General features: G+C 38.7%; 23 protein-coding genes. 4 read left to right on the top strand and 19 right to left on the bottom strand.

Going from position 1 to position 22,219, the window contains the following annotated elements; translation table 11 throughout:
- Positions 1–81: 81 nt before the first annotated feature.
- Entirely contained in the window at positions 82–1,509 is a 1,428-nt protein-coding gene (locus ASU31_RS15575; protein ID WP_057933213.1) for an L-serine ammonia-lyase, read from the top strand.
- Positions 1,510–1,620: 111 nt separating this feature from the next.
- Positions 1,621–2,814 carry a C1 family peptidase gene (locus ASU31_RS15570; protein ID WP_057933302.1) on the top strand — a complete coding sequence of 398 codons (1,194 nt, stop codon included), beginning with the start codon at positions 1,621–1,623 and terminating at the stop codon, positions 2,812–2,814.
- Positions 2,815–3,080: 266 nt separating this feature from the next.
- On the opposite strand, the gene ASU31_RS15565 is transcribed toward ASU31_RS15570, so the two are convergent.
- The 11 genes from ASU31_RS15565 to ASU31_RS15515 all read right to left on the bottom strand — a co-directional run bounded on the left by ASU31_RS15565 (position 3,081) and on the right by ASU31_RS15515 (position 11,408).
- Positions 3,081–3,992, bottom strand: a complete 912-nt coding sequence (locus ASU31_RS15565; protein ID WP_057933212.1) for an AEC family transporter — start codon at positions 3,990–3,992, stop codon at positions 3,081–3,083.
- A 68-nt stretch (positions 3,993–4,060) separates the two neighbouring features.
- Complete coding sequence (locus ASU31_RS15560) at positions 4,061–5,281, bottom strand: DEAD/DEAH box helicase (RefSeq protein ID WP_057933211.1); 1,221 nt, start codon at positions 5,279–5,281, stop codon at positions 4,061–4,063.
- A gap of 183 nt (positions 5,282–5,464) precedes the next feature.
- On the bottom strand, positions 5,465–5,917 hold the full coding sequence (locus ASU31_RS15555; protein ID WP_083505390.1) for an Hsp20/alpha crystallin family protein: 453 nt from the start codon (positions 5,915–5,917) through the stop codon (positions 5,465–5,467).
- A 54-nt stretch (positions 5,918–5,971) separates the two neighbouring features.
- On the bottom strand, positions 5,972–6,364 hold the full coding sequence (locus tag ASU31_RS15550; protein ID WP_057933209.1) for a glycosyltransferase: 393 nt from the start codon (positions 6,362–6,364) through the stop codon (positions 5,972–5,974).
- Positions 6,365–6,368: 4 nt separating this feature from the next.
- On the bottom strand, positions 6,369–6,602 hold the full coding sequence (locus tag ASU31_RS15545) for a hypothetical protein (RefSeq protein ID WP_057933208.1): 234 nt from the start codon (positions 6,600–6,602) through the stop codon (positions 6,369–6,371).
- Positions 6,603–6,607: 5 nt separating this feature from the next.
- Entirely contained in the window at positions 6,608–6,874 is a 267-nt protein-coding gene (locus tag ASU31_RS15540; RefSeq protein ID WP_157258035.1) for a hypothetical protein, read from the bottom strand.
- Between the two features lie 614 nt (positions 6,875–7,488).
- Positions 7,489–7,842, bottom strand: coding sequence for a hypothetical protein (locus ASU31_RS15535; RefSeq protein ID WP_209435005.1), 354 nt, complete (start codon positions 7,840–7,842; stop codon positions 7,489–7,491).
- A 10-nt stretch (positions 7,843–7,852) separates the two neighbouring features.
- Positions 7,853–8,404, bottom strand: coding sequence for an RNA polymerase sigma factor (locus tag ASU31_RS15530; RefSeq protein ID WP_057933206.1), 552 nt, complete (start codon positions 8,402–8,404; stop codon positions 7,853–7,855).
- Positions 8,405–8,517: 113 nt separating this feature from the next.
- Positions 8,518–9,453 carry a ketopantoate reductase family protein gene (locus tag ASU31_RS15525; protein WP_057933205.1) on the bottom strand — a complete coding sequence of 312 codons (936 nt, stop codon included), beginning with the start codon at positions 9,451–9,453 and terminating at the stop codon, positions 8,518–8,520.
- Positions 9,454–9,464: 11 nt separating this feature from the next.
- Positions 9,465–10,400, bottom strand: coding sequence for a TolB family protein (locus ASU31_RS15520; protein WP_057933204.1), 936 nt, complete (start codon positions 10,398–10,400; stop codon positions 9,465–9,467).
- A gap of 246 nt (positions 10,401–10,646) precedes the next feature.
- Positions 10,647–11,408: a DUF4197 domain-containing protein gene (locus tag ASU31_RS15515; RefSeq protein ID WP_057933203.1), complete on the bottom strand. Its 762-nt coding sequence runs from the start codon at positions 11,406–11,408 to the stop codon at positions 10,647–10,649.
- A gap of 217 nt (positions 11,409–11,625) precedes the next feature.
- On the opposite strand from ASU31_RS15515, the gene ASU31_RS15510 reads away from it, so the two are divergent.
- Positions 11,626–12,204 carry an RNA polymerase sigma factor gene (locus ASU31_RS15510; protein ID WP_057933202.1) on the top strand — a complete coding sequence of 193 codons (579 nt, stop codon included), beginning with the start codon at positions 11,626–11,628 and terminating at the stop codon, positions 12,202–12,204.
- Positions 12,197–13,501 (top strand): carboxypeptidase-like regulatory domain-containing protein, encoded by a 1,305-nt coding sequence (locus ASU31_RS15505; protein ID WP_057933201.1) that lies wholly within the window; start codon positions 12,197–12,199, stop codon positions 13,499–13,501. The genes ASU31_RS15510 and ASU31_RS15505 overlap by 8 nt, the downstream gene beginning before the upstream one ends.
- A gap of 311 nt (positions 13,502–13,812) precedes the next feature.
- On the opposite strand, the gene ASU31_RS15500 is transcribed toward ASU31_RS15505, so the two are convergent.
- The 8 genes from ASU31_RS15500 to miaB all read right to left on the bottom strand — a co-directional run bounded on the left by ASU31_RS15500 (position 13,813) and on the right by miaB (position 21,952).
- Entirely contained in the window at positions 13,813–14,823 is a 1,011-nt protein-coding gene (locus tag ASU31_RS15500; protein ID WP_057933200.1) for an inorganic phosphate transporter, read from the bottom strand.
- Between the two features lie 12 nt (positions 14,824–14,835).
- Positions 14,836–15,477 carry a DUF47 domain-containing protein gene (locus tag ASU31_RS15495; RefSeq protein WP_029274248.1) on the bottom strand — a complete coding sequence of 214 codons (642 nt, stop codon included), beginning with the start codon at positions 15,475–15,477 and terminating at the stop codon, positions 14,836–14,838.
- A 348-nt stretch (positions 15,478–15,825) separates the two neighbouring features.
- The gene (locus tag ASU31_RS15490; RefSeq protein ID WP_029274249.1) at positions 15,826–16,851 is read right to left on the bottom strand and encodes a sensor histidine kinase; all 1,026 of its coding nucleotides are present in this window, start codon (positions 16,849–16,851) and stop codon (positions 15,826–15,828) included.
- Between the two features lie 297 nt (positions 16,852–17,148).
- Positions 17,149–17,511: a preprotein translocase subunit SecG gene (gene secG, locus ASU31_RS15485; RefSeq protein WP_057933199.1), complete on the bottom strand. Its 363-nt coding sequence runs from the start codon at positions 17,509–17,511 to the stop codon at positions 17,149–17,151.
- 14 nt (positions 17,512–17,525) lie between these two features.
- On the bottom strand, positions 17,526–18,572 hold the full coding sequence (locus ASU31_RS15480) for a hypothetical protein (RefSeq protein WP_057933198.1): 1,047 nt from the start codon (positions 18,570–18,572) through the stop codon (positions 17,526–17,528).
- A 74-nt stretch (positions 18,573–18,646) separates the two neighbouring features.
- Positions 18,647–19,159 (bottom strand): LptE family protein, encoded by a 513-nt coding sequence (locus ASU31_RS15475; RefSeq protein WP_057933300.1) that lies wholly within the window; start codon positions 19,157–19,159, stop codon positions 18,647–18,649.
- A 40-nt stretch (positions 19,160–19,199) separates the two neighbouring features.
- Positions 19,200–20,447, bottom strand: coding sequence for a sigma 54-interacting transcriptional regulator (locus tag ASU31_RS15470; protein ID WP_057933197.1), 1,248 nt, complete (start codon positions 20,445–20,447; stop codon positions 19,200–19,202).
- 86 nt (positions 20,448–20,533) lie between these two features.
- Positions 20,534–21,952, bottom strand: a complete 1,419-nt coding sequence (gene miaB, locus ASU31_RS15465) for a tRNA (N6-isopentenyl adenosine(37)-C2)-methylthiotransferase MiaB (protein ID WP_057933196.1) — start codon at positions 21,950–21,952, stop codon at positions 20,534–20,536.
- Positions 21,953–22,219 lie beyond the last annotated feature (267 nt).

Below are 22,219 nucleotides of genomic sequence, written 5' to 3'. Positions count from 1 at the left end.
AAATTAATTTTAAAATTTCAGTCTGCAAACCTAAGCAAATTCCTCAAAAACTTATCTTAGCTTTGTGTAACTATATTCATAATGATCAAGGAACAGATTTCAGTTTTCGATATTTTTAAAATAGGCATAGGCCCATCCAGCTCACATACCTTAGGCCCATGGCGGGCCGCACAACAGTTTACAGCTTCGCTTGCTCAAAACAATTTGATTGATGAAATTGAGGGTATAAAAATATTGCTTTATGGTTCGCTTGCCAAAACAGGTAAAGGCCATGGAACTGATGTAGCTATTCTACTCGGTTTAACAGGAGCTGATCCGGTAACTTTTGATGTTGATGCCGTTACCCCTACTTTCGAAAGCATCCAAAGAGATAAGAAATTAAATCTTGCTGATCATTTAATTCTTGATTTTGATTACGATAACGACTTGCTTTTTCTTTTTGCCGAAAGTTTGCCCTTTCACCCAAATGCGGTTACTTTTCAGGCATTTTTAAAAGATGGAAAAGCGTTTTCAGAAACCTATTACTCTATTGGTGGTGGTTTTGTGGTAAAAGAAGGCGAAGACAATAGTAAAAAACCACAGGTAGACCTTCCCTTCCCTGTAGAAAAAGCAAAAGACCTTTTACATTGGTGTTTATCTACAGGTTTAAAGGTGAGTGAAATCGTAATGGAGAACGAACTGGCCTGGCGCACCGAAGCAGAGACAAAAAAAGGCATCCTGCAGCATTTTGCGGTTATGCGCGACTGTATTTATCGCGGATGTCATACCACAGGTTTTTTACCAGGCGGTTTAAATGTGGCGCGAAGGGCATTTCCGCTAAATAAACGGTTAATTGGTAAAAGTGAATATTCAGATTACAATAGCTGGGTAGAAGCCATTAGAAAAGGTGGAAACGGCTTTAATTATACTTTAGATTGGGTAAGCTGTTTCGCGTTAGCGGTTAACGAAGAAAATGCATCTTTTGGTCGTGTTGTAACGGCCCCTACCAATGGTGCTGCAGGCGTAATTCCAGCCGTATTACAATATTTCATTACCTTTTGTGATGGTTACAGCGAAGAAAAAATCATCCAGTTTATTGCCTGTGCTTCAGAAATAGGCAGTATCTTCAAAAAAGGAGCAACAATATCAGCCGCTATGGGCGGATGTCAGGCCGAAATTGGCGTTTCCTCAGCCATGGCTGCAGCAGCGCTAACAGAGTGTTTAGGTGGCTCGCAAAGACAGGTTTTAATGGCAGCAGAAATTGCCATGGAACATCACCTGGGTTTAACCTGCGATCCGATTGGGGGTTTGGTGCAAATCCCTTGCATCGAAAGAAACACCATGGGCGCTATTAAAGCCATCACAGCCAGTCAGCTAGCCCTACAAAGCAACCCTGATAAGGCTAAAGTAAGTTTAGATGCAGTGGTAAATACCATGTGGGAAACCGCCCTAGATATGAATGCCAAATACAAAGAAACATCTGATGGAGGATTGGCAACCAATATTCCGATCAGTTTGCCAGAATGTTAATTCAACATTGTTGCAATAAAATGACCGATGTTATCGATTTATTACAAATTTTCCGGCGCCAAATCAACAAGTATTTTTACATTCGCTGAATTATTAATTATTCATAAAAAAATGATCAACTACACAAAAATCAGTGTGATTGGTTTGGCTTTGTCGTTATCTATATCGGCGACTTATGCGCAAGACAATCTCGTTAATTCTTTAAAAAACAACCAAAGCGAAAACAGTGCTTCTTCTTTTAAATTTACTGAAGTGATTAACCTGGCCAATACACCAGTTCAGAATCAAGGATCTTCAGGAACTTGCTGGAGCTACTCTACCAACTCATTTTTAGAATCAGAAATGATTAAAGCTGGTAAACAGCCAGTAACATTATCTCAACTTTTTTCGGCCCGTAACGCTTATGTAGAAAAAGGTAAAAATTACGTGCGTATGCATGGTGCGGTTTCATTAGGCGATGGTGGTGCTTTGCACGATGTAATCAACATGTACAGAAAATACGGTGCAGTTCCGCAAGAGGTATATACCGGATTAAATTATGGCACTAAAATTAATAAAACTGCAGAGCTTGGCGATATCGAAAAAGGTGTTTTAGAAGCTGTTGTAAAGAATGCAAATGGCGAGTTAACCCCAAACTGGTTAAAAGCCTATACTGGTGTAATTGATGCTTATTTAGGTGCTGTACCAGAAAACTTTACCTATAATGGCAAAAAATACACGCCAAAAACTTTCGCTCAGGAAGTGGTGGGTTTAAATGCTGATAACTATGTAGAACTTTCATCATTCAACAATCATCCTTTCTATAGCAAATTTACTTTATTAGTGCCTGATAACTGGTCTTTCGATCAGGTTTATAACGTTAAAGTAAACGAGTTAACCGACATTATCGATAACGCTTTAAAAGGTGGTTATACTGTTGCATGGGCTACAGATGTAAGCGAAAAAAACTTCAGCTGGAAAAATGGTGTGGCTTTTGTTCCGCAAACGCCTTTCGCTGATATGACCGTGAAACAGAAAGCAGATATGTTTAACGGCCCGCAGCCAGAGATGGAAATTACGCAGGAGAACCGCCAATTGGCGTTTGATAATTACCAAACAACTGATGATCATGGTATGCATATTGTTGGTTTAGCCAAAGATCAAACAGGTAAAGAATATTATATCGTTAAAAACTCCTGGGGTGCGACTAACGATTATAAAGGATACTTATATGTAACCAAAAACTACGTAAAATATAAAACAACAGCAATTTTATTAAACAAAGCAGGTATTCCATCTGCAATTTCCAAAAAATTAGCTTTGTAACTAAATCTAAATCATTAAAGGAGCCGCAGAAGAAATTTTGCGGCTTTTTTTTGTTAACCACAGAGCTCACCGAGTTTACACAGAGGGACATAAAGTGATGGAAGATAGAAGTCACCTTGTGAAGTAGACCTTCAACTCCACTCACGGTGACGTCTCATAATTAAAGTTCTATCTGTGCCTATTCTTTTTATCTGTGGTTAAACATACAAGCCTCTGTGATCTCCGTGCCTTCTCTCTGTAGGCTCTGTGGTAAAAAAAGATAAGCATTAAACCAACCCAGAATAAGTCAGCACCAACCACCATAAACCCGTGGTGATAAAACACAATAAAATTCCAATTCCAACCACCAAATTAGAAAGCTTTGGATTAAGGTTATACTGATCGGCTACCACACCAGCGGTTACCAATGTTGGCATAGCCATTTCGAAAATCGTTATTTTGGTAATCATTCCATTCATGCCTAAAACAAGTGCCATAACTAAAACTACCAATGGCGCTAAAATCAGTTTATACAATAAAGCAAAACTAATGTGTTTCAATTCGCTAAACCAACCACCAAATTTTAGCTGCAAACCGATTGAAAACAATGCCAACGGGCCAACCGTATCCGCTAGTTTCTCGAATAATGGATCTAATGAAGAAAGATCAATAATATGCGGGAGCGTCAGCGCTAAAAAACAACCTATAAGCGGGGGAAAGGTCGATACTTTTTTCAGCACCAATTTTGCGCTTAACTTTTGATTCTGCGAGGAGCGTATGGCTACAATAACACCAATCGTAGATAAAAGCATAAAGGTAACCTGATCACAGATAATGGCGACTGCCAGTTCTTTTTCACTAAAATAAGCCACAATTAAAGGAAACCCAACAAATGAAGTATTACTTAAAGAACTGGTTAGTTTTAACCCGCCAGCAGTGGATTTGCTAATATTCCGGATGCGACTATATAGCGTAATAAATAACCAACCAAATAGCCAGACACAAATTGGTGCCAGTACAGGAAAAAATAGATCCTTAGTCCAGGTAATGTGTGGCAGATATTTAAAAGAAACTGCTGGTAGCGCGATATAGATAATCCAGGCATTAATGCCTTTGTGCGCATCTTTGGGTAGCGATTTGCTTTTTCTGAAAAGAATCCCGGCTAAAATGCATAAACCTATAATAATGAAGTTTGCCATTGTTAGCGCAAAGATAATTTATAAAAGAAAACGCCAATAAGAAATGTACTTATGGCGTTTTAAATAATTTATACAGAAGGCTTTGGTTTTTTCTTTTTGTTCCAAACCTTTTTCTTGCCCTTATGTTGAGGTCTCTTTTCTTCCACATGCGTAATTTCCATTGCAGCTATGCTTTCTGGCAGTGGCATGCGGGGAACTTCCTTCTCGATTAATTTTTCGATGTTATCGAACTTACGTTTATCTCTTCCATTAACCAATGTAATGGCCGTTCCTTTGGTTGCAGCTCTTGCCGTACGGCCAATGCGGTGTACGTAATCAGCCGGATCGCCAGGAACATCATAATTGATTACCAGGTCGATTCCTTCTACGTCGATTCCGCGGGATAAGACGTCAGTTCCGATTAAAATTGGCAATCTCCTGTTTTTGAAAGCCAGTAAAATATCTTCGCGTTCTTTCTGCCCTAGGTCGGAGTGAAAAGCTTCGGCTTTAATGCCCAATCCTTTAAAGGTTTTATACAGCGCTTTTACTTTTTCTTTGGTCGAAACGAAAATGATACTGCTTTTGTATTGCCCGCTTTTAAAAATATCGGTTAATAAGGCCTGTTTCTGTTGGTCGTGGATGTTATAGGCTTGTTGATCGATCCCTTCAGCAGGTTTAGCAATTGAAATGGTAATCTGCTTCGGTTCGTGCAAAATCTTACCCGCCATGGTTCTTATTTTCGGTGCCATTGTAGCCGAAAACAAAAGTGTTTGCCTTTTCTTTGGCAGGTAGCTAATAATGCGGATAATGTCATCGTAGAAGCCCATATCCAACATTCTATCTGCTTCATCTAAAATTAAATGCTGCAAATGTTCCAGTTTTAACACACCTGAAGATAAATGTGCCATTAGTCTGCCCGGAGTGGCAATAATAATATCTACGCCATCACGCATAGAACGTTTTTGCTGTTCGTAAGCGATACCATCTCCCCCACCGTAAACTGCTAAAGAACTGATATTGGTAAAATAAGCTAATGCTTCAACCTGTAAATCGATCTGTTGCGCAAGCTCGCGTGTTGGAGCCAGAATTAAGGTATTGTTGTGCCTATCGGCAGCTTTGCTAATTTTATCCATTACGGGTAAAAGGTAGCTGGCCGTTTTTCCTGTACCGGTTTGAGCGCAGGCAATCAGATCATGATTATCTAAAATTACCGGGATGGCTTGTTCTTGTATTGGAGTAGCGCTTTTATACCCCATGGCCATTAAGCCTTCGTATAAATCGGGGTTAAAATTAAAATCGTTAAAATTCAATCTATTGTGTTTATGTCTTTTAGCAAAAGTACCTTAAAATACCGCTAATAGCAAACCGCATTTTAATATCGATATATTAAGTGATTTTGAAGCCCATATGTGGCAAGGCTTTAGGTAGTATAAAAACAAAAAAGCCCCGGTTGTTATAAACAACCGGGGCTTGGAAATTATAATAGACGAAACTTAGTCTACCAGAATATCTTTCTCTGGTGTATTCGTTTCAGGGTTTTTAGGTAGAGTAACCTTCAAAATTCCATCAGCATAACTGGCTGAAATATTTTCTACTAAAACTTTTCCGTTTAAACCAAAAGCTCTTTCGAAAGTGCCGTTACTATATTCTCTTCGGCTATACTTTTTTGCCGAATCGGCTTCTTCTTTAGCTTGGTAAGAAATGGTTAATACATCATCTTTAGTAACCACCTTTAAATTTTCTTTAACCAAAGCTGGTGCAAAAAGCTCAATAATAAAGCTGGTTTCTGTTTCTTCTATATTAGCAGCTACTTTTCTAAAGCCCTGGTTAAACATGGCGTGTTTGTGGTGCCCGAAAGGACCACCAAAGTGCCTTCCAAATCTTCCTTCTCCTGCGCCAAAGCGACTATGCATCTTGCCCGAATGGCATCTATGTTCGTTGTACATTTTGTTTAATTTTAATTGTTATTTATTGTGTTAATTTATCGGCTTAAGCCAATATTAGTTGTAAGCCGCCTGCTCCGTTTTAGGGATACCCAATAGCTGTGTAATAATATTTGCGTAGGGATACGACGGCGAGAAAACGGCGTAATCAAATTTTAAACCCCTTATCTGAACCAAAATATCATCGATAAATTTCATTGGCTCAAGCAATGCGCTGATTAATCCCGATTTAGGTTTCTCTTCTTCATCAATTGCCTTTTTCCCTTGAAAAATATTCAGTTCCTGATTGTAGGCTTTAAAGTCAGCGCCGATTTGTTCTATTGGGACCTTAAATTCATCCGAGCTAAAGAAAGTTACCTTCTCTCCCCGGGTAATCAGTTCGTTTGCCATACCCAAAATCGGACTAACATCGGCCTGAGATGGATCGCTTAAAAAAAGTACCTGTGACATAACGTTATCTATTTACTTTGTTTATACTGTCAATAGGCGTAATCATGGTATCGTCCATTTTTCTGCTATGGTGACTGTAACTATGGTTTCTATGATGTTCTTGCTGGCAATCATCACGATAATGCCTGTTTTTAAAATCTAACCGATCGCGGTATCCATTCTGAACGGCCAATACATTTAAGCTGTAAAAAGTTCCTGCAGCAACAGCCAATGCCAATAATATTCTAAATGCTCTCATGACGGTTAATAATTTACGTTAATGTTGTTAACTGTTCCATTGCCTTCTACGGTTGGTCTGTACCATTGATTATCGATTGGTACAATTGGGTTGTAATGATTCTCGAAACCGTTAAAGCGGTTATGGAAATAATGGTGGCGCCTACCGATAAAAATTCTGAACATTAAACCGATCAGCATGATGGCCAATATAAATTTGAATACAAATGGTATGAAGAAAGCGACTGCACCAAGTACAATCCCGAATCCTATGGCTTTTACTATCTTTTTCATCTTTTTATATATGTTTTTATTTGTGATGAAGCTATCATGATTTCTCCCGTTATTTACGGTTTTGAAAATCATGATGGTTTCATCTTTTTATAATTTTAAAATATTGTAATCAATTCACCTTAAACAAGTTGAACTACTAATACTGTTGTTTTTGTTATTTATATAGGAAGACGGAGCAACTTTATTTTTACTTTAAATTATTTTGATTTTTTATTTCCTAAAGAATTTTGTCATCCTGAATGCAATGAAGGATCTTTTTAAATGGATTAAACACTTGTTCGGCGAGCGACCAACTGATAGGATCTATAGGTACTCGTTCATCCTTTCGTTATGTCATCCTGAGCGGAGTCGAAGGATCTTTTAGTAGTTACCATTTCTGTCGGTGAGACACCAACCGATAGAATAAGTAGAAAAGTCGTTATTAGTATGACCGTTTAAAAAATCGACCGTCATTTCGACTGAAGCGCAGCGAAATGGAGAAATCTGTCTTATAGATCTCTCCACTCCGCGTTGCTGCGGTCGAGATGACGATTCGCGGAGAGGCTTTCACGATGTTCAGAATAACGGAGAAATAGATAAAACAAAAAGCCCCGATTTTAATCGAGGCTTCCAAATCATTCCTTGTTACGATGGTGGCGCCATCCGCCACATCTCCGTTTATATTCTTCTTTGAATTTTGCTCTTTCCTCATCGTTCATCGTCTCCCATTTGGCACGCATGCTCCTTGCCCGCTCGCGGAAACCATTATGCCCCCCATGGCCACCTTTATTAAAATTCCCAAAAAGCAGCCTGCACAGCACAAGTAAACCGAGGGCTTGCCAGTAATTAAGTTTGCCTGCATGTGCCACCTCAGGTAAAATCCAGTTCCATAAAAACATAACCACATAACCCAATATTGCTGCAATAAGCACCGCCACGGGTAAAAAGAAAATAAATTTCTTGCGCCGATTAAAATTTCTATTCATCATGTCTGCAAATTTAATAGTTAATAAATTCCTGATATAAATTTTGTAAACGGTTACGCAGGTGTTTTACAGCATAACCCTTTCTTGATATTAATGTTTTGATATTCTCTCCGCTTTCATCCGCCAGTTCCTGAAAAGTGCGTTCCTCCAATTCGTTTTGAACAAACACGTAACGCTGATTCTCCGGCAGTTCTTCCAGGGCCAAAAACAGTTGATCCCAGAATAGTTTTTTTAAACTTTCTTCTTCAGGCGAGTAAGCCTCGGCAAGTAAAATTTCTTTAAAATTGATTTCGCCATCTTCACCTTCGAAAGTGAAATCTTCTAACGATTCTTCTTTTTGTTTTCGGTATTTATCGGTGATCTTATTTCTTGCCACGCGATATAGCCATCCACTAATCTGCTCAATGGCTCCAGCCTCGGGTTGGTTGCTGAGCTGAAACCAAACATCCTGTAAAATATCTTCCGCATCCTCATCCGTATTCACCCTTCCACGGATGAAACTGAATAAGCGCTTACCATAATTGGCAACCGTTGAAATGATATTTTGAGGTTCGTTTGTTGGCACTAAATTTTGCTTAATAACCCAGTAAACGGATGAGACTCAATATTACTTTAAATTTTCTTTACTTTTTTCAAAAAACCGACATTTCAGACCCAAATAATCTGGTTTTTAGCAACTTATAGTGATCCTTTTTTAAGTAATCCTTCGTACATTTTTTGATAAGCCGGTGCAGCAATACCAAGTTTTTCGGCTTCGCGTACAATGTAGCCTGTTAACGACTCCACTTCTGTTTGCGGTTTTTGATTGAGATAATCGCGGTGCATGGATGAGGTAACTTCGTAAGGCATCGATTTCATTGTATTTAATGTTTTACCCGAAATGTCATCACTAATGGTTACGCCTTTAGTCAGGGCAAGGTTTTTCACTTCTTCAATTAATTTCAGAACAGTTTCAAGATTTTCTTCCAGTACCTTTCCGATAGTGCTATCGAAATAAGATGTGGCAGTAGCTGTAGGAGAAATAAATATAAATTTTTCCCAGATGGCGGTAGAGATTTTATCCGAAACCGTTACATCGATTCCTGCATCAAACATTAAATCTTTCAGATATAAAACCGCTTCGCTAAGTGGCCCATCCATTCCAAAAGATAGCTTCTGAATATTGCCAGAATTTTCGATTATACCTGGCGATTTAATTTTGGAAACGATAAATGCACAGCCTTTTAAAACATTTGCATGAGGCAGAATTTCTAAAATTTCATCACTTGCACTAACGCCATTTAAAAGTGGCAATAATATCGTGCTATGGTTGATTAAGGGCTTTAACTTTTCGATGGTTTGTTTTAAATCGTAGCTTTTCGTGCAGATTATGATATAATCGGCCACGCCAATTTTACTATAATCATCGGTAGCAAAATATGGCTTGGTTACAAAGCTTTCGTTCCCTTTTATTACAGTTAAACCCTTGTTTTGGATCTCCTTTAAATGTTCGCCACGGGCAACAAAAACAACTTCTACATCATTTTCACCGGTGTATTTCTTAGACAATAAGCCTCCGAAATACCCACCTACGCCACCAATTCCTACAATAACAATTCTTGTTTTATTTGGCATGATAATGCGGATTATTTCAATGCACCTGTTGGGTTGTTTCCTTTATCCACTACCGTTTTAATATTCCCGTCTAAATCAGAAACATATATTTTGCTTTGTGTAAAGGGTTTTTCAGCTCCGCTATAAAAAATCCGATCATCGGCTGTAAGAAAAACATAAGGAACATTTATACCTTTTGGCGAAATCCGCTGTACTTTTTTACTGGCCAGATCTAAAATATAAACCGCTTCACTGGGGCCTGTTAATCCGTCTAAAATATCCGTATTCCCTGCATTAAAAATCAGTTTTGCTCCATCTTTTGTATAAAAGAAACGGTTGCTACTTGCAATGGAAAATTCATTCCCGATCAAGTCGGCTATCAATTTAGTATCGATTAACTTTCCGGTACGATCAAAGGTGTAAAGCTTCGTAAGATCCTGTCCGATGATTTCCTTTTCATTTTTCCAGGTTGGCGCATAAACATTTATTTTAGATGCACTATCGAGCATCACATATCCCGAGTTATCGGTTTTAATTACACCGATCTTCCATAAGTTTTTACTGTTAAAAATATTGAAAGCAATCGCACCTCCATCAGCGGACCACATGGCCTGATAATAATTATTGCTATTTACCTGCAATTTACCCTGGCTCTTGTTTTCCATGTCGGCAATCCAAATGGATCTGTTCCCGGCCGAATCGCTCAGGGTATAGGCCAGTTTATTTCCATCAGGAGAAATAGCCGGATCGGTAGCACCGCCGAACGAAATCTGTTTCATCGTATCGATACTCGTGGCTACAATTTTATCTTCATCCTGATAGGCTAACGCGAAATTTTTACTACTTAAAGAAACGGTATCTAAAACGGCTTTCGCATTTTCTGCCTCGGATTTATTACTATTGCAGGAAGTAACTAATACAACGCATGAAATTAAAATAGAAACTAATGTGGTGTTGATTTTCGTCATGTACAATTTTACAAATAGTTTTTGTGTCTGCGGTTTTTGAAGGGAAGCAGAAGCTATATTTTACTTAATACAAACTTTGTTTTGATCGATTTTATCCTTCGCTCTGGTTCCTGTCTCCACGAGCCACAATCAATACCTACACTTAAATCTAATTCAGTCTGTGAGAACACAGACCAAGGAAGGAGACCGAGGCAATTGATTTCTTTCCGCCGTGGTTCGTGTCCTCACGAACCACAATTACACAGATTAAATCTTTTTCTTATCGGCGTAACCGAACACCTTTTGCAACAAGGTTGTACTTCTTGAGCTTAAGTTTCCCCTGATTTTGAGTTCTTCCTTCGCAACTTCAACAAATAAACCATCTATCGCTTTTTGTGTAACGTATTCGGTTAAATTCGTGTTTACAGGCTTAACCAAAGGCAGGCGATTGTATTGTGTAGTTAAGTCGCTATAATATTTGGTGGCATTTACCTTATTTAAACTTGTCGTTACAATTGGACTAAATTTTTGCATCAGCTGAGAAGTAGTTACCCTTTTAAAGTATTCGGTAGCTGCGTCTTTGTTTCCCAACAAGATATTAGTCGCATCGGTTAAAGTCATCTGTTTAATGGCTGAGATAAAAATAGGCTTTGCTTCGGTAGCAGCATCTTCTGCGGCACGGTTTAAGCTTACAATCACATTATCGCAAAGTTTGTTCAAACCTATGCCACGTAATGTTCTTTCAACCTTTTGTGCTTCAGGAGGCATCAAAATTTTAACAGCCAGATTGCCTAAAAAGCCATCTTTAAGCGAAAGCCTGTCAGCACCTGCAGAAACACCAATTTGTAGCGCTTCCTTAATCCCCTGTCCTATTTCAAAAGTAGATGGCGTTCCGGTAGCGGCTGTGTTAGTACCCTGTTTTTCGGTTACTTTTTTAAATATGTCACTCAGTTTAATCTGTGCGCTAACATTTAGGCTTGCAAATACCAGTATGGCAAGTGATGCCGATAAAATATTGATCTTTTTCATTTTGTGTGTTTAATCATGTTCAGCAAAACAACTGCCATAATTCTTATTTACCCTCAAATATAAGCCTTTGCACATGGCAACAATGTTAAACCGCTTAAAAAGATAGGGAACAACGTAAAATATTTAAGCTCTTCTCTTCCTAAAAAATTAGTTTATGTGCCATCACTCAGAAATATTTTTTATACTTGAAAGATAATTCGAAATAGCTGCCATTTTTTTGAGGTTTATAAAAAACACAGCCGGGAACGCCCAGCAAGACGACGCCAAACTGATTGCCCAGTATAAAAATACGGGCGATTTAGACGCGTTGGGTACGCTTTACAATAAATACATGCATTTGGTGTTCGGGGTTTGCTTAAACTACTTCAAAGATGAAGAACAAAGCAAGGATGCGGTAATGCAGATTTTTGAAGAACTGGTAACGAAGCTAAAAATACATGAGGTACAGAACTTTAAAAGCTGGCTTCATGTTTTAACGCGGAACCATTGTTTAATGGCATTACGAAAATCGGCCAAGCAAAATAATGTCTCATTAGACGATACTTTTGTGGAAAATAGCGAGTTTGTGCATCTGGATATAGACAACACAAAAGAAACGCAGCTTACCATTATGGAAAAGTGTATGGAAACTTTGCCCGAAGAACAGCGAAAAAGCGTAGATTTATTTTATTTACAAGAAAAATGTTATAAAGAAGTAGCCGATATTACGGGCTACGACATGCTTAAAGTTAAAAGTTACATTCAAAATGGTAAGCGGAATTTAAAGATTTGTATAGAGAAAAACAGTAGTGAATAACGATTGGTTAGATATTGATGTTCTGGAAGATTACCTGGATGGTAAACTTGATGCTAAGGCTATGCACTTTGTAGAAAGACAGGCTTTGGAAGATCCTTTTGTTGCCGAAGCATTGGAAGGACTGAAACAATCGCCTAAACGCAAGCAAACACTTTCTATTTTACAAAAACAACTGTACGATCGTGTTTCGGAGAAACCTATAAAACGTAAACTTTGGGGCATTACTACCCAAAGGTTAAGTATTGCAGCAACAGCAACTGTAGCATTTATTGCAGTAAGCATTTTATTCTTTATGCGTGAAACTAACCGCAGGAATGCAGAACTTGCTGCGCATAAACAGGGCGGTGTGATGGTTCAGTTAGATAGTACAACGAATATTGCTTCAGTTCAACCCAAACCTAAAGAAGATACGGTTACGCAAAACTCTACAAAGGCAGCTTTGATTGATAAAGCAATTACTGTCGCAAAAACAGGCGATTTAGCAAAAAACACTAAAACGGACCTTGTTGTACAACCTGCAGAACAACAAATTGTTGAAGCAAAAGCCGAAAAAACTGCAACTGATAATAGCCGTGCTAAAGCGATGAGCCCTGTTGGCTTTGGCAATTACAAACCAAACCCAGTTATGATAAGTGAGACAGTAGTGGCAGCAGCGCCAGCATTAGGCTCAAGTAAAATTGCGTTTAGTGGCAACGTTGTAGACCAAAGCAATGGCCAACCTGTTCAGGGTGCTGTGGTAAAGTTAGCGGGCTCTAAAAATGTAACCGCAACAGATGCCAAAGGTTATTTCTATTTACCTGCTGATAGCAATGCAAAAGATAAGGACTTATTGATTAACGCCATTGGCTTTAAAGAATTACCTGTAGCTGGCCTGCAAGACCCTAACGCGATAAAAAGTGCCTTAAGTGGGAATAAATCGCTAAATGAAATTGCCTTAATTACAGGTTCGAACGGTCATAAGAAAGAAAATATTGCTGCACCAAAAATCACATTGCGTGCAGAACAAAACCTGGATGGGAAATCAGCTGATAGCATTACGAAACCTGTTCCCGTGTCTACCATTAACTATAGTCAATACTTAGAGAATAATAACAAACTTTATAACCCTAAAGGGCCGGAACAATTTGTGATTTTAAGTTTCAAAGTTAAAAGTAACGGGCGGCCTACAAATATCAGCGTTTTAAAATCACTGAACAAAAAAGCTGATGCGGAGGCGAAAAGATTGATTCAAGAGGGCCCGGATTGGGTGTTGCCTAAAAACGGGACCGATTTAGTTGAAATAAGCGTTAAGTTTTAATTTTCAGCTATTTATTACGGGCTCAGCGAAAGGTTTCACGCACCCAATATTTCCTAATAACTTTCTATTTTTTTAAAATTCCCTCGCATGTCAGTCTGAGCGTAGTCGAAGAAAACCACAGAGAACATAGAGAAAAAGCAGAGGACATGAAGTTAGGCCCAAGAGCTCGGTGTTTACGCCGTGTAAAACTCCGCGGTCTCTGTGGTAAATACCATAAGCCTAAATGCGCTCTGTGTTAAAAAAACAAACACCAACAAAAAAGACCAAGGCAATTAGCTTTGGTCTCTTGAGTATATTAAAGGATTTTGTTTTTATTTTAAGTAATAGATCACGGCATAAATAATGGCCGCTAATGTAGCCGAAACCGGAATGGTTAAAATCCAGGCCCAGATTAAGTTGATGGTTACACCCCAACGTACTGCAGAAACGCTTTTTACTACACCTACCCCTACAATCGAACCTGTAATGGTATGCGTTGTAGAAACCGGAATACCGAAATGCTCTGTAATACCTAAAGTTACTGCTCCAGCACCTTCAGCAGCAACACCTTCCAGTGCGGTTACTTTGGTAATTTTGGAACCCATTGTTTTAACAATTTTCCACCCCCCACTCATTGTACCTAACGATATTGCCGAATAACAGGCAATTGGCACCCATGCAGGCATTGCTTCGAAATTAGGAATTACTTTTGAAGCGATTAGAGCCGTTGCAATGATCCCCATTACCTTTTGAGCATCGTTGCCTCCATGGAAGAAACTTAATGCAGCAGAAGAGAGCAATTGCAGGCGTTTAAACCATTTCTCAGCAGTTGCTGGCTTGGCATAACGACAGATATTGATAATGATCAGTGTTAATACAACTGATATAACCATACCGATTATCGGTGCCAGTACAATGAAAGAAACAATTTTTATTACATAACCCATGTTTACAGCATCAAGCGGACTAGCGCCTATAAGTAAAGCATGTGTCATACCTGCACCAGCAAAACCTCCAATTAGGGTATGTGATGAACTTGAAGGGATACCATACCACCAGGTTAAAAGGTTCCAGATAATTGCTGCAACTAAACCTGCAAGGATAACTTCTAAAGTGATATAATTTTCAATTACCGTTTTAGCAACCGTATTAGCTACTTTGTGGTCGGTAAAATAAAAGTAAGCAGCGAAATTGAACAACGCAGCCCACAAAACCGCCTGAAAAGGCGTAAGAACTTTTGTAGAAACAACTGTTGCAATCGAGTTAGCGGCATCGTGAAAGCCGTTAATGTAATCGAAAGCAATAGCCAGAATTACAACAACAACCAATAAGGTAGTTACCATGTTTGTTTTTTATTAAGCGTTTTTAACCAAGATAGTTTCAAGCACATTCGCCACATCCTCACACTTATCTGTCGCTTTTTCTATCGTTTGTAAAACCTCTTTTTGTTTAATTAATTCAATCGCATTGGTTTCGTATTCGAATAAACGAGCTACCGCTAATGTAAATACATAATCAGCCTGGTTTTCGCCACTGTTAATACGGATACAAGCATCGGCAATTACGCGGATATTTTTGAAACTGCGTAACTCTTTAATCGCTTTATCAATATCAGTACACATTTCTACCAAAAGCTCGGCAATTTTAACAATCGGCTCATTAATGGTATTCATGTTATACATCTGCATACGGTTTGCAGTACCATAAATATAATCGGCAACATCATCAACGGCAGTAGCCAATGCATGGATGTCTTCTCTATCAAATGGCGTAATAAAGTTCCTGCTCAGTTCAAGAAAAATTGAATGGGTAATATCATCACCTACATGCTCCAAGCGCTCAATTTCTTTAAAAATTGTTTTTCTGCTTTCAGCATCACCTGTGCTAACCATTTCTAAAAGGGTTTCTGCAATTTTTAATGCATTGCTACCTGCTTGCTCGAAAAGCGGATGAAACTTTTTGTCTTGAGGTGTAAAGAACTTAAAAATATTGTTCATGTTAATTTTTAATATGTTGCAAAGCTACAAGCCCAATGTTAAGTTAATGTTAATTTCTTAATTATATTAACTAATTATCGCCTTATTTAATCAGGCCTAGTTTATTTCAATAGTTTTAGGTAGCTGACAATGAAATAAATAGGTTTTTTTGAAAAACCGCGTGAACAAGTACTTCGGTTACGATAGTCCTGCTAAACGCTTTATCCTGATGAAAAATCAGGATGTTCGCTAATATCGGGTTTATCAACAGTGGTCTATGGCTTTTCGGAACCAAATCGGATACCATATTTTCCGTGCAATCCGTGTTTCCGTGGCAAAAATTGAAGAATGATTATCAAGGCACTAAGGCTACCCGCCTTTTTGTAGCGTAAATGCAAAGGTAGTACCTATACCCGGCGTACTTCTTACTGAAATGGTTTGTTGGTGTGCCTCTAAAATGTGTTTTACAATGGCTAAACCTAAACCTGTGCCTCCAACTTCTCGTGCGCGATGGGTATCGATGCGATAAAAGCGTTCAAATAAGCGCAACAAATGTTTTTCTTCTATGCCAATGCCGTTATCGGTAACTTCGATCAAAACCTGATCGTGCAGTTCAAAAATCTTAATGGCTGTTTCGCCGCCATCAATACCGTACTTAATGCTGTTTACCAGCAAGTTAATCAAAACCTGCCTAATCTTTTCGCGATCGGCCGAAACCAGTGTAATGGCTGTATATTTATCTTTAAAAAAGAGTTTAATGTTTTTTGCTTCAGCACGGTCTTCGAGGTTTTCCATTACCTCTTTCGCCAATTGTACAAAATCGAATTTTTGGTAGTTAATTGGCGATTCGCCTGTTTCTAATTTTGAAATAACGTCTAAATCATTAATTAAATAACTTAGTCGCTCTACATTGTTTTCTGCCTTTTTTAAAAACAAAACAGCCTGATCCGGATCATCTACCAAACAGTCCTGTAAAGTTTCGATATAACCTTGAATGGCAAAAAGCGGGGTTTTAAACTCGTGCGAAACATTTGAAAGAAATTCTCTTCTAAACTGTTCCTGTTTTTTTAATAAATCTATTTCTTTTTTCTTTGCACCTGCCCACTCCTTTACTTCCTGCTCTACATCATTAATCGGGTCAGAACTCACATACTCGCCGAGCGCATCTTTTAAATCTTTACCTAATTTAAGGTTATGGATGAGCTTGTAGATGAGTTTAATTTTGGTGTAAATATATTTCTCCAGCAAATAATAAAAAACCAAAAAACTGCATAGAAACGATACGCCAAAAGAAATAGCCATGTAATACAGGCTATGCTGAAAATAAAAATTAACCATCCCGATGGAAAGACCAACGGCGAGAGCAGTAAATAGAACCAGCACACTTAATTTCATGTTGCAATTTAAAGCTTTTTATGTTAAATGTGTGTTAAGAGATAAAGGCTATTGATTCATTTTTTACGGAATGTTAAAAAACAAAAGAGGTTGTATTATAAGTTGTGATTCCATTCGAACTAGTCACGTTGAGCTTCCCGATGAATCGGGACAGGTAGTCGAAACGCTTTGCGAGGCATCTAAACAGGTCCTTTGACAGGCTCAGGATGACAATTCTATATTTATGATACAGCTTCGTTAAAAACAAAAAAGCTTTCCCTTTTGAGGAAAGCTTTATAAAATACGGGTAAGTATTACTTATTTCTTTGTCGAATCTGTTTTAGCTGGAGTCGAAGCAGCAGGTTTAGTGCTGTTTAAATTTCCGCCAAGGGGAGATGGTGATGGCGTTTTATCTAAACGCTCTTGAATAGCTGAATTTCCAACCGCAGCAGTACCACCGCTGGTTTTAGCAATTGTAGTAACAGCAAGGGTTAACACTACTATAACGGTTAACAATACCCACGATCCTTTTTCTAAAACATCGCCAGTACGCTGTACACCAAACATGTTACTGGTGCCGCCGCCTGTAGCTAAACCTCCGCCTTTAGGGTTTTGTACTAAAACAAATAAGCCTAAGGCCACACACGCAATAATTAATAAAATGATTAAAAAGGTTACCATGGTAATATTATATTTTAAAATTTCTTTTCTATAGATTGGATAAGGTCGGCAAAGTAACGGCTTTTTTCCGGATATTTCAAACTTAATTTTTTATAAGTATCTATGGCTTTGTGATAAAGCATTTGCTCGATATAAATTTTAGCTAAAGTCTCCGAAACAAGGTCGTAATTGTCTTCTGCACTTTTCTTTGCCTTATTTTCATTGTCTATCTGTTCTGGCCTCGGAGGCTTGATTGTTGGATCTTCTTTTAAGAACCGCTCGATAATTTCGGCTCCCTTTGCATCCTTAATTTCGGCAGAAGGATATTCTGCTAAATGATCAGCTACCTCAAAAGGGGTTTGGATGTGAAAGATATGCTCTACATATTGCTGTTGAAACTCAGCTCTTTCTTGCTGCTGGTTGTTCTGTGGCTGCGGTTTTACCTTACCAGCATTGGGGTGTGCATAAGGCTGAAAAATCTGCTCGTGCTCTTTACGGGTTTTAGCTAACCACCATAAAAATGTGTACGGAAGCTTATCGTCGTTATATTGCGAAACAAAATTCCTTTCAGGCTCATCAGGAACAACCGTTTCAATTTCTGGTGCCGCCGTAACCACATCGGTACTTAATTTCTGTTCAAAAGCAAAGAAATCGGTAGCGGCTACACTTTCAATAAAAGAATCATCATCTGCAGGTAAGTCCATTAAATGACTATCAATACCTGGCAGGTGATTTGGCGTTTCTATAGAAATTACTGGGTTTTCTGAGTGAAGATCTGAAGCTAATTCTCCTGTTTCTTCAAAAACTACCTGTTCATCCTGTGTATTTTCAGTAACTATCCCGTTAATTTCCTCTTCTGTTGTTTCGCGGACTGAAACCATATTTAATATATGGAACAGTACATGCCCCTGGCTATAAAGCGCTGCTTTTGGCACTGCTGATGCATTAGCCTTAGCTAACAGTAAATGAATGGGCTGGGCATATGGAAATTGCGCCACCATTTCCTGCAACATGGATACATGCTCTGGTCCAACCTTTCCAGGTTGCGCAAGTAAATCTGCCAGTAGCTTTTTGTTATCCATTATCGAGGTTTGCCGCTAAGTTAAAAAAATGTAGACGGGTTTTGAAAATTTTGTCTTTTAGAATCCTGCTTTATTTACCACTGCGCAAATGCACGGTTAAAAATATCTTCCGATAATTGTTTGTTAATATTTTCGATAGCTCCAGGCAATAAGGTTTGAATTGGTGCCCCGCTGATCGGAAAATCAAAATATTTGGTAAAGCTTTCTTCAAAACTTTCTTTTTCGTGTTCTTTTATATTGTTCTTATACTTTACCGAAACGGTTATGGTTAATCTGTTTGCACCCGAAGTAGGTGTAGCACTATTTTGAAGCGCAACCGGCTTAATATCATAGCCCGTTATTCTGCCTTCAAATGATGCATCGCCTTCACCGGTAGGAGAAATAATTAATTTGGTCTGATTACGGATCCGGGTTTTTAACGATTCGGTAATCTGGTTACTTAATGTTGGTACCACTAACGGGGCATTGTTTTCAAACACCCGAACAACCACCGTTTTTAATCCTGTTGTTGATGCTCCACTGAATTTATAAGAGCAGGCGCTCAGTATTGTAGCAATAAGGATTAAAGCAAATATTTTTATTTTCATCAGCATATAAATATATAATTTGTTTTTAAAGGCGATGAACTTATAAATTTAATTCTTTAATTTTTCTGTACAGGGTACGCTCTGAAATGCCCAATTCTTGCGCAGCAAACTTACGTTTACCCTTGTGTTTTTTTAATGCTTTTTTAATCAGATCTGATTCTTTATCCACTAATGATAAAGATTCTTCTACCTCTTCGGCCTCGTGTGCAAAATAATCAGCATTGTTATTGTTGTTGATGTTATTATTGCTTGGTGTAGGTTGCTGAATGGTAAAGGCATGCTCTTGCCCTGCGGGCAGTTCCACATCCCGGTACAACTGATTGATATACTGCGGATTATCTGCCAAAACGGTAGCGGTATTTCCACCGTGCTGAATAATTTCGGCAACTAGTTTTTTAAGCTCAACCATATCCTTCTTCATATCGAAAAGTACCTTATACAAAATATCTCTTTCCGTAAAATCTTCTTTCGACTGCGCATTAATCGCCATTGGCAGGTTACTTCCAGCCTCGTTCGGGATATAGTTTAAAATAGCTTGTCCGGTTACATTCCGGTCTTTTTCTAATACGCAGATCTGCTCGGCAATATTTTTTAACTGACGAACATTACCTGGCCAGCTATAATTGGTTAAGATCTGAATGGCATCTGGTTCCAAATGCAATGCAGGACTACGGTATTTATCGCTAAAATCGGCAGCGAATTTTCTGAATAATAAATAAATATCTTCTTTACGCTCTTGCAAAGCCGGTATGCGTAATGGAACGGTATTTAACCTGTAATATAAATCTTCGCGGAATTTTCCGTTTTTAACGCGGTTATACACATCAACATTGGTTGCGGCAATAATGCGGACGTCTGTTTTCTGAACTTTAGATGAACCTACGCGTAAGTATTCGCCGCTTTCCAAAATACGCAATAAACGTGCCTGTGTTCCTAGAGGCAGCTCAGCAACCTCATCTAAAAAAATGGTTCCGCCGTTTGCTACTTCAAAGTAACCTTTACGTGCTTCGTGTGCGCCTGTAAAAGATCCTTTTTCGTGACCAAACAATTCAGAATCAATGGTTCCCTCGGGAATGGCACCACAGTTTACAGCAATAAAAGCACCGTGTTTACGGGCACTCATTTGATGGATAATCTGCGAGAACACCTCTTTACCGCTACCACTTTCGCCTGTTATTAACACCGACATATCAGTTGGTGCTACCTGGCTTGCAATATCGATGGCACGGTTAAGCAATGGCGAATTGCCAATAATACCGAACCGTTGTTTAATATTTTGTGTATCCATTTATTCTTTCTAAAGTTACGTCACTCTGAACTTGTTTCAGAGTCCTTCAATTTAAGATGCTGAATCAAGTTCAGCATGACGGGATATTATGATACTATTTTACCAATTAGCGTAGCTGATGTACATTTTTCGATAAATACATTTGCATATTCGCCCGGCTTAACGCCTTCAATTGCAGGGAAAATGGCCATCGCTCCGCTATCTCCTCTTCCGCAATAATCCAGATCAGATTTTTTAGAAGTGCCTTCAATCAAAACACGAACGGTTTTACCCACCCACTCTTGTAGGCGCATTAACGAATGTGCCTGTTGTTTAGCCAAAATCTCAGCCAAACGACGTTTTTTTACTTCTTCAGGAATATCATCTTCCAATTTACGGGCAGCTAAAGTTCCAGGTCGTTCAGAATAAGTGAAGTTATATGCAAAATCATATTCTACGTAATCCATCATACTCAGGGTTTCCTGATGCTCTTCTTCTGTTTCAGTACAGAAGCCAGCAATAATATCGGTAGAAATTGCACAACCCGGGATAATGTTACGGATAGCATCAATACGATTGATATACCATTCGCGGGTATAAGTCCTGTTCATTAACTCCAATATGCGGGTATTGCCTGATTGAACTGGCAAGTGAATATAATTACAGATGTTATCGTATTTAGCAATGGTATGTAAAACCTCGTCGGTAATATCTTTTGGATGCGAAGTAGAAAAACGCACCCTTAAATCAGGACTAACCAAAGCTGTTTGCTCCAAAAGCTGGGCAAAGTTTACGGTTTCTGTTCCATCTTCCGATGTCCAGGTGTAAGAATCAACGTTTTGGCCTAAAAGTGTAACCTCACGATAACCAGCTTCAAATAAGCCTTTTGCTTCTTCTATAATAGAATGGGCATCGCGGCTGCGTTCGCGGCCACGGGTAAAAGGAACAACACAGAAAGAGCACATGTTATTACAACCACGGGTAATCGAAATAAAGGCGGTAATTCCGTTGCTGTTTAAACGCACCGGACTAATATCTGCATAAGTTTCTTCGCGGGATAAAAGTACGTTAACGGCTTTATGTCCACTTTCTACCTGTTCAATTAAGTTGGGCAGATCGCGGTAAGCATCGGGCCCTACTACTACATCTACCAAACGTTCTTCTTCTAAAAATTTAGATTTTAAACGTTCTGCCATGCAGCCCAAAACCCCAACAATTAATTTCGGGTTACGGCGTTTTTCGACACCAAACTGTGATAAGCGGTTCCTAACCCTGGTTTCAGCGTTCTCGCGGATAGAGCAGGTATTGATGAAGATTACATCTGCCTGGTGATAATCCCCTGTGGTTTCAAATCCTGTTTCAGAAAGAATAGAAGCAACAATTTCACTATCAGCAAAATTCATTGCACAACCATAACTTTCGATATATAATTTACGGGCATCGGCTTTAATTGGTGTATCTAAAATTAAAGCTTCACCTTGCCTGGCTTCATCGTGCGTCTTATCCTGTACTTGTAAATCAATCATTATTTAAAAACATTTTGGGGATTGCAAAAATACATAAATAAAATTAAAAGTGACAAATTGACATATTTTGTTTAAATGTTTACAGTACGATTATGATAAGACAGTTAGCAGCCCCAATTAATCCATATTTTATATAGTTGAATAAAAAGTTTTTGGAAATGTAGGCTTCGGTGTCATGGGTAGGCTGCAGCTATTCCTGCTACTATGAGGGGTTTCCATACCACCGTCCTAACCCATCTAGCCCTTGGCGAAGCGGTACCCTGCAGG

The sequence above is a fragment of the Pedobacter ginsenosidimutans genome, from assembly GCF_001442625.1.
Classification (GTDB): Bacteria; Bacteroidota; Bacteroidia; order Sphingobacteriales; family Sphingobacteriaceae; genus Pedobacter; species Pedobacter ginsenosidimutans.
Note: the sequence above shows the minus strand (reverse complement) of the source record. Positions and strands in the feature narration are given on the sequence as shown.